The 18,253-nt window shown below is 65.2% G+C and carries 17 protein-coding genes and 1 pseudogene; 14 read left to right on the top strand and 4 right to left on the bottom strand.

The features are described from left to right. Positions 1–13 precede the first annotated feature (13 nt). Positions 14–1,426 carry a DUF2252 domain-containing protein gene (locus tag AB3X96_RS08260; protein WP_368589312.1) on the bottom strand — a complete coding sequence of 471 codons (1,413 nt, stop codon included), beginning with the start codon at positions 1,424–1,426 and terminating at the stop codon, positions 14–16. A 241-nt stretch (positions 1,427–1,667) separates the two neighbouring features. Here AB3X96_RS08260 and AB3X96_RS08255 point away from each other — a divergent pair, with 241 nt between their 5' ends. Then, the gene (locus AB3X96_RS08255) at positions 1,668–2,351 is read left to right on the top strand and encodes a Pr6Pr family membrane protein (RefSeq protein WP_368589311.1); all 684 of its coding nucleotides are present in this window, start codon (positions 1,668–1,670) and stop codon (positions 2,349–2,351) included. 181 nt (positions 2,352–2,532) lie between these two features. Next, on the top strand, positions 2,533–2,799 hold the full coding sequence (locus AB3X96_RS08250) for a CsbD family protein (protein ID WP_176107689.1): 267 nt from the start codon (positions 2,533–2,535) through the stop codon (positions 2,797–2,799). A 113-nt stretch (positions 2,800–2,912) separates the two neighbouring features. On the opposite strand, the gene xth is transcribed toward AB3X96_RS08250, so the two are convergent. Then, entirely contained in the window at positions 2,913–3,722 is an 810-nt protein-coding gene (xth, locus tag AB3X96_RS08245; protein WP_368589310.1) for an exodeoxyribonuclease III, read from the bottom strand. A 301-nt stretch (positions 3,723–4,023) separates the two neighbouring features. Between xth and AB3X96_RS08240 the strand changes: the two genes are divergently transcribed. After that, positions 4,024–4,368: a zinc ribbon domain-containing protein YjdM gene (locus AB3X96_RS08240; protein ID WP_026229011.1), complete on the top strand. Its 345-nt coding sequence runs from the start codon at positions 4,024–4,026 to the stop codon at positions 4,366–4,368. An 89-nt stretch (positions 4,369–4,457) separates the two neighbouring features. After that, the gene (locus AB3X96_RS08235) at positions 4,458–5,294 is read left to right on the top strand and encodes a spermidine synthase (RefSeq protein WP_368589309.1); all 837 of its coding nucleotides are present in this window, start codon (positions 4,458–4,460) and stop codon (positions 5,292–5,294) included. Positions 5,295–5,319: 25 nt separating this feature from the next. On the opposite strand, the gene AB3X96_RS08230 is transcribed toward AB3X96_RS08235, so the two are convergent. Beyond that, a complete protein-coding gene (locus tag AB3X96_RS08230; protein ID WP_090809355.1) occupies positions 5,320–5,505 on the bottom strand; it encodes a CopG family transcriptional regulator in 186 nt (61 codons plus the stop codon). Between the two features lie 188 nt (positions 5,506–5,693). Continuing rightward, positions 5,694–5,915: pseudogene (locus tag AB3X96_RS08225) on the bottom strand (DUF1275 family protein); the annotation flags it as partial. Positions 5,916–6,112: 197 nt separating this feature from the next. On the opposite strand from AB3X96_RS08225, the gene hyfB reads away from it, so the two are divergent. The 10 genes from hyfB to AB3X96_RS08175 all read left to right on the top strand — a co-directional run bounded on the left by hyfB (position 6,113) and on the right by AB3X96_RS08175 (position 18,184). Further along, a complete protein-coding gene (gene hyfB, locus AB3X96_RS08220; protein ID WP_368589308.1) occupies positions 6,113–8,119 on the top strand; it encodes a hydrogenase 4 subunit B in 2,007 nt (668 codons plus the stop codon). Then, positions 8,113–9,063, top strand: a complete 951-nt coding sequence (locus AB3X96_RS08215) for a respiratory chain complex I subunit 1 family protein (protein WP_368589307.1) — start codon at positions 8,113–8,115, stop codon at positions 9,061–9,063. Before hyfB ends, AB3X96_RS08215 begins: the two co-directional genes overlap by 7 nt. After that, positions 9,064–9,723, top strand: a complete 660-nt coding sequence (locus AB3X96_RS08210; RefSeq protein WP_368589306.1) for a formate hydrogenlyase — start codon at positions 9,064–9,066, stop codon at positions 9,721–9,723. After that, positions 9,716–11,179: a hydrogenase 4 subunit F gene (locus tag AB3X96_RS08205; protein WP_368589305.1), complete on the top strand. Its 1,464-nt coding sequence runs from the start codon at positions 9,716–9,718 to the stop codon at positions 11,177–11,179. Before AB3X96_RS08210 ends, AB3X96_RS08205 begins: the two co-directional genes overlap by 8 nt. 3 nt (positions 11,180–11,182) lie before the next feature. Next, the gene (locus AB3X96_RS08200; RefSeq protein ID WP_368589304.1) at positions 11,183–12,745 is read left to right on the top strand and encodes an NADH-quinone oxidoreductase subunit C; all 1,563 of its coding nucleotides are present in this window, start codon (positions 11,183–11,185) and stop codon (positions 12,743–12,745) included. Continuing rightward, positions 12,745–13,254: an NADH-quinone oxidoreductase subunit B family protein gene (locus AB3X96_RS08195; RefSeq protein ID WP_368589303.1), complete on the top strand. Its 510-nt coding sequence runs from the start codon at positions 12,745–12,747 to the stop codon at positions 13,252–13,254. The genes AB3X96_RS08200 and AB3X96_RS08195 overlap by 1 nt, the downstream gene beginning before the upstream one ends. Positions 13,255–13,520: 266 nt before the next feature. Next, the gene (locus tag AB3X96_RS08190; RefSeq protein ID WP_368589302.1) at positions 13,521–14,237 is read left to right on the top strand and encodes a (2Fe-2S)-binding protein; all 717 of its coding nucleotides are present in this window, start codon (positions 13,521–13,523) and stop codon (positions 14,235–14,237) included. A gap of 11 nt (positions 14,238–14,248) precedes the next feature. Then, positions 14,249–15,250 (top strand): xanthine dehydrogenase family protein subunit M, encoded by a 1,002-nt coding sequence (locus AB3X96_RS08185; RefSeq protein WP_368589301.1) that lies wholly within the window; start codon positions 14,249–14,251, stop codon positions 15,248–15,250. After that, positions 15,247–17,460 carry a xanthine dehydrogenase family protein molybdopterin-binding subunit gene (locus AB3X96_RS08180; RefSeq protein ID WP_368589300.1) on the top strand — a complete coding sequence of 738 codons (2,214 nt, stop codon included), beginning with the start codon at positions 15,247–15,249 and terminating at the stop codon, positions 17,458–17,460. The genes AB3X96_RS08185 and AB3X96_RS08180 overlap by 4 nt, the downstream gene beginning before the upstream one ends. Before the next feature lie 136 nt (positions 17,461–17,596). Beyond that, on the top strand, positions 17,597–18,184 hold the full coding sequence (locus tag AB3X96_RS08175) for an NTP transferase domain-containing protein (protein WP_368589299.1): 588 nt from the start codon (positions 17,597–17,599) through the stop codon (positions 18,182–18,184). The last annotated feature ends 69 nt before the right edge of the window (positions 18,185–18,253 follow it).

Genomic DNA, 18,253 nt, shown 5'->3' with positions numbered 1-18,253 from the left:
CACGTGAACAGCGCTACACGCGAAAATCCGCCGCCATCTCCTCATCGGTACGCGCTTCGAGCTTGCCGGCGCGACACGCTTTGATGAACCCCTCGTAGTCGCGCTCGACCTGATCCGCGTAGGCACTCGCGTAGCCGCTCAGCGCTTCGGCGAACTGATCGCCGCGGCCGATGTACGCGCTGATCTCGATCGCCTGCCCGCTCGCCTTCGCATGCGCGCGCGCCATGATCCAGCCGCATAGCCGCGCGTAGCCGTCGAGCAGTTCGCTGTCGAACAACTCGATATTCGCGGACAGCTTCATGTCGCGCAGTTGGCGGAAATAGAACTGCCGCCCGTGCGGCCCCGTCCCCCAGCCGAGGAACACGTCGCTCGCGGTTTGCAGCAGCCGCTGACCTTGCACGACCCGCTCGCCCTGATGCTTGACCGTCGGCGACTTGTAGAACTGCGCGATGACCGATGGCCGCGCCTCCTTCATCTGGAGGAACAACGGCTCGCCCATGTGATCGACGAGCAGCACGACCAGACAACGCGTGCCGACGCTGCCGACGCCAGCCACCTTGAACACGACGTCATGCCTCGTGAAGTGATCGAGCAGATCGCGCCTATCGTGCGACATCGACTTGCGGTACTCGTCCCACACCAGCTCGATCATCTTTTCGATGTTGCCGGTCCGGTAGGTTTCGGTTTCCTCGGCCGTAAATAGTGTGTTCGCACCGAGCACGTGAAACAGCGCGGGCGGCGTGTCGTGGACGGTCCAACGATTGCCGTCGAACGATGCCATTTTTCCCAGCAGGCTTTGATGCGTGCGGCTCGCGGCCTTTTCCATGGCACGCCGCACCGTGCGCCGGCGCTCGGGCGTCAGTGCGATCTCGGCCATGCGGTCGAACGTGATGCGGTCGTACCACAGATCGAGCGCGCCGAACTGCGCGTATTGCGCGACGCGATCGCGATACGAACCGACCGCGGTCATCACGAGACTCTCGGCGGTGCCGCGGCTCAGGCGCATCTGCCGCGCGGCCACGACGAGGCTCGCGCACAGGCGTTTCAGGTCCCATTCGAACGGGCCGATCGAGACTTCATCGAAATCGTTCAGGTCGAAGACCAGTTGCCGCTCGGGTGTCGCGAATCCGCCGAAATTCATCAGATGGCCGTCGCCGCAGATCGGCATGCTAAGACCGCTGTCGTGCACCTTGCTCAGATCGTGCGCTTGCAGAATCGCACTGCCGCGATGAAACGCAAGCGGCGAGGCTGCCATGCGCCCATAGCGCAGCGGCACCAGATTCTCGACGCGCTCCGCGCTGCTTCGCTTCAGCAGCTCGATCGGATCGCGGTGCAACTCGCCGACCGCCCGATGGCTCGAGCGTTTCGAATGCTCGCGTGCGGCGCGGCCGCGCGCTTCCCGTTCGGCAATGGTGCTGGCTTTCATGCTTTCTCTCCGCTTCCTTGCGATTTTTCAACCGGCGACGATAGAGACTGCTTGCCGCGCGTGGCGCTGTTAATAGCTAGGGCTGCAGTCGCGATCATAACGGGTCGGAACAACACGGTTAAGCGCGTTCGTCGTCAGCAATCCGACCTCCGTAGTACCCCGTAGTATTTTCGCAACCGCCGGCTCGCATGCGCGAGAAAGCACATGCGAGCGAGCGCCCACCGCGCGTAGAATCGAGCGCATGCGCCCTACCCTCGTTCCGCAGCGCGAGTCCGAGCTGCCGCTGCATACGCCCAGTGTGTCGTCGCTGACGTTGGCGGCGGTGATTGCGCTGATCGCGTGGATGGCGATCCTCGCGCAAGCCGACCTGACCATCGATCGCACGCTCGCGCACGGTCTCACCGTGTTCGACGCCCTCGCGCGCATGAGCAGCTACCTCACCAATCTGACGGTGCTCGCCAGCGCCTTCTGCTTCACCTGCGTCGCGCTGTGGAAGCACCGCTCGCCGCTCGTGCGCTTTTTCCGCCAGCCGACCGTTGTGACCGCGGTGGTCGCGTACATGGTGTTCGTCGGCATCGCGTACAACGTGCTGTTGCGCGGAATGTGGCCGCTGTCGCCCTACCGGCGCCTGCTCAATGAGTCGCTGCACAGCGCGCTGCCATTGCTCGCCGCGCTCTACTGGGTGCTGTTCGTGCCGCGCTTCCATCTGCGCTTGCGTCACTGCCTGCTATGGCTCGTCTATCCGCTCGCCTATCTCGGCATCACGTTCTGGCGCGGCAGCCTGTCGGATTTCTATCCATATCCGTTCATCGACGTCGAATCGCTCGGGCTGCGCCAGGTGCTGGTCAATTCCGCGCTGCTGTTCGGCGGTTTTCTAATGCTGCTGGCCGTGTTCGTCGGCATCAATTCCAGGCGCCGACGATGATGTTCCAGCACATTCCATCCGACCGGATGCGTTGCGCCGCGTTTCCAGGCGCATTTCTTGCACCCCTTTCGTCACTGACGCAGGCTGACGCCGCACCGGCGCGGCTTGCGCGGCGCCCTTGTGCGGGCGCGTTGCAATTGCAGCGCGCCCGCACGTAAATATGACAACAGGAGCGATGCATATGGACACGAATTCAGCGGCAGGCGCGGTAAAGGAAGTCGCCGGCAAGGTGCAGAGCGCAGTCGGCGACGCAGTCGGCGACACCAGCGCGCAGGTAGCGGGCAAGGCGCGCGAATTGAGCGGCAAGGCGCAGCAGTTATGCGCGAACACGACGAGCCTCTTGCGCGACACGACGGCCGAAAGCCCGTTCACGACGCTGGCCGTCGTCGCACTCGCCGGGTTCGTGATGGGCGCGCTGTGGTCGCGCGGCGGTCGCGACTACGACTGATGCAGGCGCGGCGCCGGATCGTAGGCGCCGAACGATAGTGCGAAGCAGTCGCACCAAAGCGGGCGATTCGCGGCAAGCGGATCGCCCGCTGCTTTACTAGCCGCTCTGCTTTACTAGCCACTCTTCTTCTTGCGGCCGGTGCCCATCTCCAGTTCGATCCACGCGGGCGCATGATCGCTCGCATGCGGTTCGCCGCGCACCCAGCGGTCGACGCCCGCGTCTCGCAGACGCGGCGCGAGATCGGCGCTCAGCAGCAGATGATCGATGCGCAACCCCGAATTCGTGTCCCAATGACGGCGGAAATAATCCCAGAACGTGTACACACGTTCGTCGCCGAAATGCGTGCGCAGCGCATCGGTCCAGCCTTGCGCGAGTAGCTTTCGATAGCGCTCGCGGCTCTCCGGCTGCAACAGCGCATCCTTTAGCCACGAGCGCGGGTTGTAGATGTCTTCGTCGGTCGGCACGACGTTGAAGTCGCCGGCGATCACGACCGGGTGGCCGCTCTCGTAGAGCTGCGCCGCATGCGCGATCAGATGATCGAACCACGCGAGCTTGTAGTCGAACTTGGGACCCGGCTGCGGATTGCCGTTCGGCAGGTACAGACACACGATCAGCACGCCGCCGACCGCGGCCTCGATGTAGCGGCTATGCGTGTCGTCTTCGAAACCGGGCAGACCGCGCCGCCGTTCGAGCGGCGCTTCGCCTTTGGCCAGAATCGCCACGCCATTCCATGCGCTCTGGCCTTGCCAGACGGCGCCATAACCGGCTTCGCGCAAGGCGTCGACGGGAAACGCGCTATCCACCGCCTTCAGTTCCTGCAGACACACGACGTCCGGCGCCTCGCGCTCGAGCCATTGAAAAAGCGCCGCCTGGCGCGAGCGGATTCCGTTGATGTTGAACGTCGCAATGCGCAGCTTCGCCATGATCGTCCCTCCGTCGCCTGTGGCACCGCGAGCACCGACCCCATTTTGGCCCGGTTGGCCCGTTCCAAATTTATCACCCGCAACTTTCCATCCAGCTCGAAGCTGTCGACATCCGCAGCGAAGCTACCCGCAAGTCTGATGAATGGCGCCGAAAGCAGATGCTAATTGGAAGGTAAGAGGATGTGTATTCCATTATAATTTTGTGCGCCCATGAGCCGCCGGCACGATGCCGACTCTGGCGAGGCGGGTTGCCCGCCTGTTTTTTACTGACTGTCTTCACGTCGTTTCAATGGAAACTGCAATGAACGCTGCCCCCGCCTGCCCGCAATGCGCGATGGAAAACACCTACCCTGACGGCACGCTGTACGTGTGCGCGGACTGCGGTCACGAATGGTCGGCAAACGCTGGCGCCGATGCGAGCGATGAACCCGCCGGTAGCGTCGTCAAGGATGCGAACGGCAACGTGCTGGCCGACGGGGATTCGGTCGTGCTGATCAAGGATTTGCGCGTCAAGGGTTCGTCGATCACGCTGAAGATGGGCACCAAGGTGAAGAGCATCCGGATCGTCGGCGGCGATCACGAAATCGACTGCAAGACCGACGCCGGCAGCTTCATGCTCAAGGCCTGCTTTCTGAAGAAGGTCTGACGGGCCGTTCGCCGTTGGCGGCCCCGCTCCGAAGCGCGGTTCGCACTGCATGATTCAATCGACTGGTTGGCTACCCGAGCATACCGAGAATGGCTGAGGATCGAACCTCGTACGACGCGTTCGTCAAATTCCTGTCCACGCCAATCAGTGATGGGCAACCGTTCGTGCTGGAGACGCAGCACGCGGTGTCGCTACACTTCGATCACTTCTCCACTCAGAGCTTCATGTCGCTCAGCAACCCGGAGAAGCTCACGCTCGGCTATACCCGCGCGATGATGGGATTTCTGTTGCTGCAGCCCGCCCCCACGCACATCTGCATGATCGGACTAGGTGGGGGTTCGCTGGCGAAATACTGCTATCGGCATCTGCCCGAGGTCGCGATCGAAGCGGTCGAGATCAGCCCCGAGGTGATCGCGCTGCGTGATGTATTCAGGATTCCCGCGGACGACGCGCGGTTCAAGGTGGTTTGCGCCGATGGCGCGGACTACCTGGTGCAGGATGGCATCCGCACGGACGTGATCCTGCTCGATGCGTTCGTCGCGGAAGGGATCGCGAGCCGCTGTGCGAACCTCGCATTCTTCGCCGCCTGTCGCGAGCGACTGACCGAGACGGGCGTCCTCGTCATCAACTTCACGGACGATGATCCGGCCATACCGCAGCAACTCGAGTGGCTGAGATCCGCATTTGGCGTTTGCTATGCGCTCGTTCGGTGCGGCGACGACAGCAACTTCGTCGCGTTCGCCTGGAAAAGCGGGCATCGTTTGCCGCCCAGACAAGTGCTATGCGAGCGTGCCCTCTCGTTTGCCTTTGCAGACGAACTCAAACTGTCCGTCACTGCGCGCCGCCTGAAAGAGGGAGAGCGCCTCGATCCGAAGCGGCTGATCTGGCATGAGCAAGGACAGGGGCACTGGGAAGTCGGCGGTTGACCGGCGTGAGGCGTCAACCCGGGCGTTACTTTCCGCGCTTGGCGAGTGGGCTCTTGGTCTTGTAGGTCACGCCGTGACGCTCGAGATACTCGCGGATCAGTTGGCGGACGACTTGTGACGGCGTCAGATCCTGCGCCGAGCAGAGCATTTCGAATGCCTCTTTCTTGGCGGGGTCGATCAGGACGGTCAGGCGTGCGGTTTTCGTTTCCATTGCGAGGACGAGTCGGCAAATATGCTAACCAAATTATAATGCATTTGCTTTGGACGGCACGACCAGAACCGGCATTTCACGCCAGCATTCCCCCGTCCTCGCGTGAGCTCAGTGCCTGCGCTCGAACCGGCAGAGACAGGTCAACAGATCATCGACGACGGGCACGATCGCCAGCGTGACGAGTGCGCCAGCGAACCGATGCCAGCCAGCACGAGCCGGAGGTCGCCGAGCGCCGCCTGGTCCGCGATCGCGGACACGATGCCGCTCATGTGCGACGTGTATTGCCTGACCGCTAGAAAGCCGCCCGCATTGGTGGCGCCGGCGACGAAGGCAAGAGAAAACCCGAGCTGACGGTTCGCGCTCGTGCTGCGGTGTTTTCCCGTCAGGCTTCGAAAGTACTGCGCAGGCATAGGATCACTCAATCGCTTGGAGCAACAGCAAAGACGTGGCAAAGACGTGGCGAATATGTGGTTCACATGATAATGACATTATCATATCCTGTTATCCAGATTGGTTTCTGATGTCATAATGCGATTCGAGTGAGGCCGGCAAGCCGGAGCTCATTCCATGCTCCTCGTCCAAACCGAGCGTACTGGAGACATTCCGGATGGCACCTTTCCCGGTCGTCCATTTCGTCCTGCTGGTCGCAGCCGCCTGGCTCGCGATCGGCACGCTGGGTCTCGGAGTTCTGCATCGCACGCGATTCGTCGCTCACGGGCTGTTTCCGCTCGGCGCGCTGGGAGGGCTGCTGCTGGGTGCGGCGGGACTCGCCGCCATCTTCACCGAACCAACCACCGCGGTGCTGCCCATCGGCCTGCCCGGGTTGCCGTTTCATCTGCGCGTCGATGCGCTATCGGGCTATTTCCTGTTCGTGCTGGGTGTCGTCAGCGCGGGGATCGGCGCCTTTTCCGCCGGTTATTTCCGCAAGGGCGAAGGGTCGGCGCCAGGACTCATCTGCTTCGAGTACCACGTTTGCATTGCGAGCATCGCGCTCGTGCTGATCGCCGACGACGCCTATGTGTTCATGGTCGCCTGGGAAACGCTGACGCTGTCCGCGACGTTCCTCGTGATGACCAATCATCGGCTCGGCGAGATCCGCCGCGCGGGTTACCTGTACTTCCTGATCTCCCACGTCGGCGCGCTCGCGCTGCTGCTTTGCTTCGGCATCCTGCAGGCGCGCACCGGCGACTACACGTTTGCCAACCTGCGCGCGCAGTCGCCCGACGCGTTCTGGGCCTCGCTCGCATTCCTGTTCGCGCTGGTCGGATTCGGTGCCAAGGCGGGCGTGTTCCCGTTGCACGTGTGGCTGCCGGACGCCCATCCCGCGGCGCCATCCCCCGTATCGGCGCTGCTCAGCGGGTTCGTGCTGAAGGTCGGTCTGTATGGCCTGATCCGCACCGTGTTCGACCTGCTGCACGTGCAGATCGCCTGGTGGGGCGCGCTGCTGCTCGTGCTGGGCATCGGCACGGCGCTGCTCGGCGTGGTGTTCAGTACGATCCAGGTCGACATGAAGCGTCTGCTCGCGTATTCGTCGATCGACAACGTCGGCCTGATGATCGTCGCGCTCGGGCTCGCGGTGCTGTTTCGCGCGTACGGGATGACGGAGCTGTCCGCGCTTGCGCTGACCGCGATGCTCTACCAGATCGTCGCGCATGCGGCCTTCAAGAGCCTGCTGTTCCTCGGCACCGGGGCCGTGCTGCACGCCACCGGGGAGCGCAATCTCGGCAAGCTCGGCGGCCTGATCCGTGTCATGCCGTGGACCGCCTGGGCCGTGCTCACGGGCGTCGCGGCCAGCGCTGGCTTGCCTCCGATGAGCGGCTTCGTGGCGGAGTGGCTGCTGCTGCAAAGCTTTCTGTTCACGCCCGGTCTGCAGAATTCCGTGCTGGCGATGACGGTGCCGATCGCGGCCGCGCTCGTCGCGATGACGGCAGCGCTGGCCGGTTACACGATGGTCAAGTTCTTCGGCATCGTCTTCCTCGGGCAGCCGAGAGAAGCGAAACTGAGTCGCGCACACGACGCGAACAGATGGGAACGGCTCGCGTTCTGCTGGTTCGCGGTGGCCGGTGTGCTGCTCGGACTGATGCCCACGCAGTTCGTCAAGGTCCTGGACCGGGTCACGCGCGTGCTCGTCGGCGCCGGAATCGGCGCGGAGAATCATGGCTGGCTGATCTTCGTGCCGGTATCGACCGCGCGGGCGAGCTACATGCCCGTCGTGTTCATGCTGTTTTTCGTCGCCTGCTGCGGCCTTGCGTGGGTGCTGGTGCGGCGCTTCTACCACGGTCGGCTGCGACGGGCCGCGCCGTGGAGTTGCGGCTTCCCGTTCACGACCGCGCGGATGCAGGACACGGCGGAGGGCTTCGGGCAACCGATCCGCGAGATTTTCGCGCCGCTGCTGCGCATCGAGCGGCAATTGCCGTCGCCATTCGACGCGCAACCGGCCTACCGGGTCTCGGTCGCCGACCGCACGTGGTCGATTCTGTACGAGCGTATCGCGGCACTCACGCAACGCGCGGCGGAATGGGCGGGTCGGCTGCAGACCGGCCGGATCGCCGTGTACCTGACCTACAGCTTCGCCGTGCTGATCCTCCTGCTGATGCTGGTGAGACGATGGTGACTGTATCCGGCGTGCTGTCGCAAAGCCTCGAGATCATCGTGGCGCTTGCCGCGGCGCCACTGCTCACGGGCTGGGTCAACCAGTGCCGCGCGTGGCTGCAGAACCGGCGCGCGCCCAGCATCTGGCAGCCGTACCGGATGCTCCACAAGCTGTTCAACAAGGAGTCGGTCGTCGCTCGTGGCGCGAGTCCGGTGTTCCGTGGCGCGCCCTATGTCGTGTGGGCCGCGATGACGCTCGCCTGCGCAGTCGTGCCGACGCTGTCGACCGAATTGCCGCTGTCTCCCGCCGCGGATGCGATCGCGCTCGTCGGCCTGTTCGCGTTCGCGCGCGTCGCGCTGTCGCTAGCGGCAATGGATGTCGGCACGGCATTCGGCACGCTCGGCGCGCGCCGCGAGATGCTGGTCGGTTTCCTCGCGGAACCGGCCCTGCTGATGGTGCTGCTGTCGGCCTCGCTGATCACGCAGTCGACCCTGCTCACGAGCATCGTCGCGACGCTCGGCCACAGCGAGCTGACGATCTACCCGAGTCTGGCATTCGCCGGCATCGCCTTCACGCTGGTGTCGCTCGCCGAGAATGCGCGGCTGCCCGTCGACAATCCGACCACTCACCTCGAGCTGACGATGATCCACGAGGCGCTGATCCTCGAATATTCGGGGCGGCACCTCGCGCTGATGGAATGGGCGGCCAGCCTCAAACTGTTCGCCTACTCGTGCATCGGTATTGCGTTGTTCATGCCGTGGGGGATCGCCGCGGCGGGTAATCCGCTCGCGCTGCTGTTCGCGGTGCCTGCACTGTTCGTCAAGCTGATGGTCGGCGGCGCCGCGCTGGCGGTGGTCGAGACCGCCAACGCGAAGATGCGGATTTTCCGGGTTCCGGAGTTCCTTGCGAGCGCCTTCCTGCTCGCCGTGATCGGCATGCTCGTCCATCTGCTGCTGGGAGCCTGAATGCACGCCTACGCGACGCAACTGATCAATTTCCTCGCGGCCGTGCTGCTGATGCTGTCGTTCGCGATGCTGAGCCAGCGCCGCATCCTGTCGCTGATTCATCTCTATACGTTGCAGGGTGTGGCGCTGGTGCTGGCAATCCTGATCCTCGGTTTCGTGACGGATGATGCGCATCTGTACGTGTCGGCCGGACTGACGCTCGTGCTGAAGGTCGGCGTGATTCCGTGGATTCTGTATCGGCTCGTGCGCAGGCTCGACATTCAGGCCGACGTCGAACCGCTGATCAACATTCCGACCACGCTGCTGATCGGCATCGTGCTCGTGATCATCGCGTTCAACGTCGCGTCGCCGATCAGCCAGCTCGCGACGTCGGCCGCGCGCGGCACGCTCGGGATCGCGCTTGCGTGCGTGCTGTTGTCGTTCATGGCGATGATCACGCGCGCGAAGGCGGTTCCCCAGGTGATTGGCTTCCTGTCGATGGAAAACGGGCTGTTCTTTGCCGCCACGGCCGCGACCAACGGCATGCCGATGATCGTGGAACTCGGCATCGCACTCGACGTGCTGGTCGGGATTCTGATTCTGGGCGTCTTCATGTTCCAGATTCGCGAGCAGTTCGACAGCCTGGACATCCATCACCTCGAGAAACTCAAAGATGAATGACGCCCACGTCGTGCTCGCCGTGCTCGGCATTCCGCTCGTGGCGGCCGCATCTCTCGCGGGCGTGCGCCCCGCTCCGGTCGCGCGCAACCTGAACGCCGGTTTCAGCTTCGTGACGTTCGCGGCGACGCTGGTGCTCGCCGCGCGCACCGTCGAACGCGGACCGTCGTTCGCGTTCGATCGTGCATTCTTCGTCGATCCCCTGAACGTGTACCTCGTCGCGCTGACTGCATTCGTCGGCTGGACGACGTCGCTGTTCTCGCGGCCGTACATGCAGATCGAAGAGGCGCGCGGGCGGATGACGGCGACGCGGATGCGCCTCTATCACAGCATGTACCAGTTGTTCATGTTCGCGATGCTGCTCGCGTTGCTGACCAATAACCTCGGCGTGCTATGGGTCGCGATGGAGGGCGCCACGCTCGCGACCGTGCTGCTCGTCAGCGTGTATCGGACCGCCGCGAGCCTCGAGGCCGCCTGGAAGTACTTCATCCTGTGCGGTGTCGGCATCGCGCAGGCCTTGTTCGGCACGATCCTGCTGTACCTCGCCGCGAGCCGGCAACTGAGCGACGGCGATGCGCTGCTGTGGACGAGCCTTGCAGCCGTCAAGACGCACCTGGACCCGTCCATCGTGTCGATCGCCTTCGTGTTCCTGCTGGTCGGCTACGGCACGAAGGTCGGACTCGTGCCGATGCACAACTGGCTGCCGGACGCGCATGCCGAAGGCCCGACACCGATCTCAGCGGTGCTGTCCGGGCTGCTGCTGAACGTCGCGCTGTACGCGGTGCTACGCTGCAAGGTGCTGGCGGACGGCGCGCTCGGCAATGGCCTGCCGGGACGATTGCTGGTCGGGTTCGGGCTCGTATCGGTGCTGATCGCGTCGTTCTCGCTGTTTCGGCAGAAGGACGTCAAGCGGCTGTTTTCATATTCGTCGATCGAGCACATGGGACTGATGACGTTCGCGTTCGGCCTCGGCGGCCCGGTCGCGACGTTCGCCGGTCTGCTGCATATGACCGTCCATTCCCTCGTCAAGTCGGCGATCTTCTTTGCGGTCGGCCACGCGACGCAAAAGGCGGGTACCCAGGCGATCGATGGCATTCGCGGGCTGCTGCAGGTCAGCCCGACGGTCGGCTGGGGCATGATGCTCGGCGCGCTCGCGATTCTCGGACTGCCGCCGTTCGGCGTGTTCGCAAGCGAATTCCTGATCCTGACGACCGCGATGAACACGCTACCGTGGACAGCGCCGTTGTTGCTGCTGGGCCTCGCCGTTGCGTTCGCGGCGATCTTCGCGCGCGTGCAGCGAATGGTGTTCGGCGAAACGACGACGGCCAAACCGCTCGAGCATCGCCCCGCGCCGCTGCCGGTATTCGTGCATCTCGGCTTGGGGCTGATGCTTGGGCTCTATGTGCCACCGTATCTGGCAACATGGTATCGCCAGGCCGCAACGATGTTGGCGGGGTGACGGATGCGACTCGAATCGATGCAACTTGCCGCCAGCCGCCTCACACATCGTGCGGGCCAGATTCCAGCAGCAGTGGTGAGTGCTGATGAATCAGCATGGCTCGAGCTTGCGCGCACCGCGCGAGCGGAGCAGCGGCGCCTCGTTGCAATGTGGGGCAGCGAAGCAGTCGAAGACGGTTTCTCGGTGAACGCCGCGTACGAATGCGACGACGGCATAGCGTGGGTGCGCCTGCCGATCGGGCGTCAGCAGAATGCCGGTGGAGACTATCCCGATCTCGCCACCGTTTTCCCGTGCGCGACTCGCATGCAACGAGCGGTCTTCGATCTGATCGGCCTGCGCGCGCGTGGCGCCCAGGACACGCGCCCGTGGCTCAATCACGGCAACTGGCCCGATGATTATTTCCCGCTGCAAAGGCAGGCGACCGGTGTCGAAGCCTTCGAATCGAGCGAGGCGGACTACCCGTTCGTGCAGGTTGCGGGCGATGGCGTACACGAGATCGCTGTCGGGCCGATTCATGCCGGCACCATCGAGCCGGGGCATTTCCGCTTCTCGGTCGTCGGCGAGAAGGTGCTGCGCCTCGAAGAACGTCTCGGCTATGCGCACCGCGGCGTCGAGCGGCTGTTTGAACGTACTCCCGCATCGCACGGTCATCGGGTTGCCGCGAGGATTGCGGGCGACTCGACCGTCGCGTTCGCGTGGGCCTTTTGCATGGCGCTCGAGCAAGCCAGCGGTACGCAACTGTCGAAGCGCGCACTGTATCTGCGTGCGCTTCTGCTCGAACGCGAACGCGTGGCCAACCACCTCGGTGACCTCGGCGCGCTCGGGAACGACGCCGGGTTCGGCTTCGCACTCGCGCAATTCTCGCGGCTCAAGGAGGACTGGATACGCACGAACGCCCGCCTGTTCGGACATCGGTACCTGATGGATCGGATCGTGCCGGGCGGTGTATCGGTCGATGTTCGCCCCGACGACGCGGCGGTGATGACCGAGCAATGCGAACGCATCGAACGCGAGGTTCACGTGATGCGCAAAGTCTACGAAGACCAGTCCGGGCTGCAGGATCGGTTCCTCGGCACGGGACGATTGACGCCCGCTGTCGTCGAGCATTTCGGCGTGCGTGGCATGGCCGCCCGCGCCAGCGGCCGAACCTTCGACGTTCGCGCGAACTTGCGCGCTGCTCCGTATGACGACATAGCGGTCAATGCGGTCAGCGATGCGCGCGGCGACGTTGCCGCACGTGTCGCGGTGCGCTTCGCCGAAATCGATGAATCCCTGCGCCTGATCCGGGCGCTGCTGGCCAATCTTCCCGATGACGGTCCCGCGGTCGTCGCCATGACGCCTGCAACGGCGCACGCGCAAGGCGTAGGCTGGGTGGAAGGCTGGCGAGGGGACGTATTCGTCGCCCTCGATCTCGCCCCAGGCGACGTCATCGGCCGATGCCATTGCCACGATCCGTCATGGCAGAACTGGCCGGCGCTCGAACACGCGATCATCGGCAACATCGTTCCCGATTTCCCGCTGATCAACAAGTCGTTCAACCTGAACTACGCGGGGCACGATCTCTGATGTGGCAACTGATCCGGCAATTCGCGCGCACCGATTTCCCCGACGAACCCGCGCCGGCGGCGGAAGACGCATGGCTTCACGAGGAGCGACGCATTCGCGGGGACATACTCGATCTGCTCGGGCGGGCGCTGTGCATCCGGCAGATCGATGCGGGTTCATGCAACGGTTGCGAGCTGGAGATTCACGCGCTGAACAACCCCTACTACAACATCGAAGGGCTTGGCATCAAATTCGTCGCGAGTCCACGGCATGCGGACCTGCTGCTCGTGACCGGGCCGGTGACGCTGAATATGCGCGCGGCCCTGCTCGCCGCGTACGACGCGACCCCCGCGCCGAAACTCGTCGTTGCCGCCGGCGAGTGCGCATGCACGGGCGGCATTTTTGCCAATAGTTACGCGGTGTGCGGCCCGGTTTCGTCGATCTTGCCGGTGGACGTGACGATCCCCGGATGTCCGCCGCCGCCGCTCGATTTGCTGCGAGGCATCCTCACAGCCTGCCGGGCGCGTTGAGCCGCAGGTCGTTTTCCCCAGTGCAAAACGCGCAACTTCGCCCGTTTTGCGCGACTCCACACGGGCTCCATCCCGATCATTGCGCATATTGGCCTGCTTTTATTGCGCGGATCGGCTTTGCGTTTGCAGCGAGTCTTTAATACCGTTGTAGCTGCACCTGCAACGGCACTTAAATTGCTGCTGAATGGTTTTGTGTCAACGCGATGCGTTGGACATCGACGCGTCGTCAGCCTGCATTGACCTTTCAATGGAGTCAACAGATCGTCATGACCACGCCTACAGAATGTCAGCATTGCGGGGACACCCCCGCTTCAGAGTCGGCCGCCGAGCAAACCACCATACCTTCCCAACCGTCACGCCGCCGCTTCCTGCAATCGGCGGCGGCCGCCGCGACGATCGGCGCGGCGCCGCATCTGCGCGCGCAAGCGCAGGCACCCGCCCCGCCCGCGCCGCAAAGCAACCCCGTGGTGCCGCCGCGCCCCGTTACATTGACCGTCAACGGCCGCGCATACGCGCTACAGCTCGAACCGCGCGTGACGCTGCTCGACGCGTTGCGCGAATACGCCGGTCTGATGGGCACGAAGAAAGGCTGCGACCGTGGTCAATGCGGCGCCTGCACGGTGCTCGCCGACGGCCGCCGCATCAACTCGTGCCTGACGCTCGCGGTCATGCATGAAGGCGAGAACATCACGACCGTCGAAGGACTCGCGAGCAACGGCACGTTGAGTCCTGTGCAGGCCGCGTTCATCGAACACGATGCGTTCCAGTGCGGCTACTGTACGCCCGGGCAGTTGTGCTCGGCGACCGCCCTGCTCGGCGAATTCCGCAGCGGCACGGCGAGCACCGTGACCGCCGACGTGCGCGCGCGTCCCGCCGCGCTCACCGACGACGAAATCCGCGAACGCATGAGCGGCAACATCTGCCGCTGCGGCGCGTACGTGAACATCGTCGCCGCGGTGCGCGCCGCGCACGAGCACGCCTGACGGAGACCGACATGGATGCGATCTCCTACGAACGCGCCAGCGACGTCGCCAGCGCGGTACGCGCCGCGCAACAGCCCGGCGCGGTGTTCATCGGCGGCGGCACGAATCTGCTCGATCTGATGAAGGGCGGCGTCGCGCGGCCGGTGCGGCTCATCGATATCACACACATCGGCGGCCTCGACTCGGTGACGACGCTGCCCGGCGGCGGCCTGCGCATCGGCGCGCTGGTGCGCAATAGCGACGCGGCCAATCACGCGCTGGTGCGCGAGCAGTACCCGCTGCTGTCGCAAGCGCTGCTCGCGGGCGCGTCGCCGCAGTTGCGCAACATGGCGACGGTCGGCGGCAATCTGCTGCAACGCACCCGCTGCGGCTACTTCTACGACACCGCTTTCACGCATTGCAACAAGCGCCTGCCCGGCAGCGGCTGCGCGGCGCTCGACGGCCATAACCGCGCGCACGCGATCCTCGGCGCGAGCCCGCAATGCATCGCGGTCAACCCATCGGACATGAGCGTCGCGCTGGCCGCGCTCGATGCGCTGGTGCGCGTGAGCGGCCCCGGCGGCGAGCGCACGATCGCGTTCGCCGACTTCCATCGGCTGCCGGGCGACCGGCCCGACGTCGATACCACGTTGCAGCCCGGCGAGCTGATCACTGCGGTCGACCTGCCGCCGCCGCTGTTCAGCGCGCATTCGCACTATCTGAAGGTGCGTGACCGCGCGAGCTATGCATTCGCGCTCGTATCGGTCGCGGCCGCGTTGCAGATGGACGGCGAGCGCGTGCAGAGCGCGCGCATCGCGCTCGGCGGCGTCGCGCACAAACCGTGGCGTGCGAACGTGGCCGAGCACATGCTGAGCGGCCAGCCGCTCAGCCAGGCCACGCTGAAGAACGCCGCCGCGGCCGCGCTGAGCGGCGCGCAGCCGCGTCACGACAACGCCTTCAAAGTGCAGCTCGCGCAGCGGGCGATCGTGCGCGCGGTCAACCAGGCCGCCGGCAACGCGGGAGGTGTCGCATGAATCTGATCGGACAACCGCTCGATCGCGTCGACGGTCTGCTGAAGGTGACCGGCGACGCGCGTTACGCAGCCGAATTCCCCGGGGCGCGCCTCGCGCATGGGGTGCTCGTGACGAGCACGATCCCGGCCGGCACGATTGCGTCGATCGATGCGAGTCGCGCCGAGGCCGTGCCCGGCGTGCTGCTCGTGATGACCTACCAGAACGCGCCGCGTCTGCCGAACGGAGGCAAATCCGCGTTCTCGCCTCCGGCCGGCCGGTACCTGTCGCTTCTGCAAGACAACCGGGTGCACTACAGCAACGAGCCAGTCGCGGTAGTCGTCGCCGATACGCTCGAACATGCAACCGATGCCGCGCGCCAGCTGCGCATCGTCTATCAGCCGGACACCGCGGCGCTCGACTTCGAGCAGGCGAAAGCGCACGCGCATGCGCCGGACAAGCCGCAGGGCCGGCAGACCGATACGCAGCGCGGCAGCTTCGAAGACGGCATGCAAAGCGGCGACGTGCATATCGAGGCCACCTACACGACGCCGATCGAGCATCACAACCCGATGGAGCCGCACGCGACGATGGCGCACTGGGACGGCCCGCAGTTGACGGTCTACGACTCGACCCAGGGCGTGAGCGGCACCGCCCAGGTGCTCGCGAAGACGTTCGCGATCCCCGTGTCCGACGTGCGCGTGATTTCGCCGCTGATCGGCGGCGGCTTCGGCTGCAAGGGCTCGTCGTGGTCGCACGTGTCGCTGTGCGCGATGGCCGCGCGGCAAACCGGGCGGCCCGTGCGGCTCGTGCTCGAACGGCCGCAGATGTTCGGCCCGGTCGGCGCGCGGCCGCGCACCGAGCAGCACTTCGTGATCGCCGCGCGGCATGACGGCACGCTGACCGCGATGCGCCACGACAGCATCTCGAACACGTCGATGATCGAAGACTGGACCGAGACCTGCTGCATGGTCACGCGCATGCTGTATGCGGTGCCCAACCAGGTGACGACGCACCGGCTCGTACAGCTCAACGTCGGCACGCCGACCTTCATGCGCGCGCCGGGCGAGACCACCGGCTCGTTCGCGCTCGAATCGGCGATGGACGAACTCGCGGTCGCGCTGAAGATGGACCCGCTCGCGCTGCGCCTGAAAAATTACGCGGAAAGCGATCCGCAGGAGCACAAGCCGTGGTCCGGCAAGTCGCTGCGCGAGTGCTATCAGATCGGCGCCGAGAAGTTCGGCTGGTCGCGCCGCTCGCACACGCCACGTTCGATGCGCAACGGCAACACGCTGATCGGCATGGGCATGGCGACCGCGACGTATCCGGCCAACCGAAGCGAGGCGTCGGCGCTCGCGCAGATTTTGCCGGACGGCACCGCGGTGGTCGCCTCGGGCACGCAGGACATCGGCACCGGCACCTACACGGTGATGACCCAGGTCGCCGCCGATGCGCTCGGCTTCACGCCCGAGCAGATCCACTTCGCGCTCGGTGATTCGTCGCTGCCGCGCGCGCCGGTGTCGGGCGGCTCGCAGTCGGCGGCAAGCGTGTCGCCCGCGGTGCGCGACGCGGCGAGCCAGGCGCGCAGCCAGCTGATCGCGCTGGCGCTCGCCGATGCGGCTTCGCCCGTGCATGGCTTGCCGCTCGACGACGTCACCGTCGCAAGCGGCTGGGTCGTGAGCCGCTCGCAACCCGACAAGCGTGATCCGGCCGCGGCGATCATCGCGCGCGCGGGCGGCAAGCCGATCGAGGCGACCGCCACCGTGAAGCCAGGCGACGAGAAGCAGAAGTACTCGTTTCACTCGTTCGGCGCGGTGTTCGTCGAGGTCCACGTCGATGCCGAGTTGGGCACGATCCGCGTGCCGCGCGTGGTCGCGGTGTACGACGTCGGCCGCGTGCTGAATCAGAAGACCGCGCGCAGCCAGATGATGGGCGGCATCGTGTGGGGCATCGGCGCGGCGATGCAGGAAGAAAGCACGCTCGATGAGCGCTTCGGACGCTTCACCAACGCGAACCTCGCCGAGTATCACGTGCCGGTGAACGCCGATATCGGCACGATCGACATTGCGTTCATCGAGCGGCCCGATCCGTACATCAACTCGCTCGGCGTGCGCGGGATCGGCGAGATCGGCATCACAGCCGTGGTGGCCGCGATCGCGAACGCGGTGTACAACGCGACCGGCGTGCGGGTGCGCGATCTGCCGATCACACTGGACAAGGTGGTGCGGACCTGAACCGGCGGCAGCGACAAACGATGCAACAGCGAAAGCCGGAGCGGCGGGCGGCTGGCATCGGGCTTGCCCTGCCGCGCTTGCCTCCCGCCCCGTTGCATCGCACAATCGGGGCATTCCTCTCTACCGGTATCCGCCGATGGCCTATGCCTCGCTCGCCACTGGCGTGTTGCTCGCCGCCGGTTCCGGCTCGCGCTTCGATCCGCGCGGGCTGCACAACAAACTGCTCGCACGCATGCCCGACGGCACCCTGGTCGCGCATGAAGCCGCGCATCGGCTGCTGCAGGTCGTCACGCGAGTGCTCGCCGTGGTGCGGCCGGGCTCCGACGCGCTCGCGCGCGTGCTGAACGATGCCGGCTGTGATGTCGTGTTCGCGGCCAACGCCGGGCGCGGCATGGGCGCGAGCCTCTCCGCCGGCATCGAAGCGAGCGATGACGCCGAAGGCTGGATCGTCGCGCTCGCCGATATGCCGCGCATCGCAATTCCGACGATCGAAGCGGTAGCCCGCGCACTCGACAACGGCGCGCCGCTCGCTGCGCCGTTTTACGACGGCCAGCGCGGCCATCCAGTCGGCTTCGGCAGCGAGTGCCGCGACGCGCTGCTCGCGCTGGACGGCGACACCGGCGCGAAGGCGCTACTCAAGTCACGAGCGCTGACGCGCATCGACGTCGACGATCCGGGCATTCTGCGCGACGTGGATACGCCGGATGATTTGCGCACGCTCTAGCAGGCGGCCAATCTCAGCCTAGCCGCGACTGGCTGCTGACGCGTTTCGATCTCAACCTTCTGGTCGTAC

The organism is Paraburkholderia sp. BR13439 (genome assembly GCF_040948805.1).
Classification (GTDB): domain Bacteria; phylum Pseudomonadota; class Gammaproteobacteria; order Burkholderiales; family Burkholderiaceae; genus Paraburkholderia; species Paraburkholderia youngii.
This window is presented reverse-complemented; position numbering and strand designations above follow the sequence as displayed.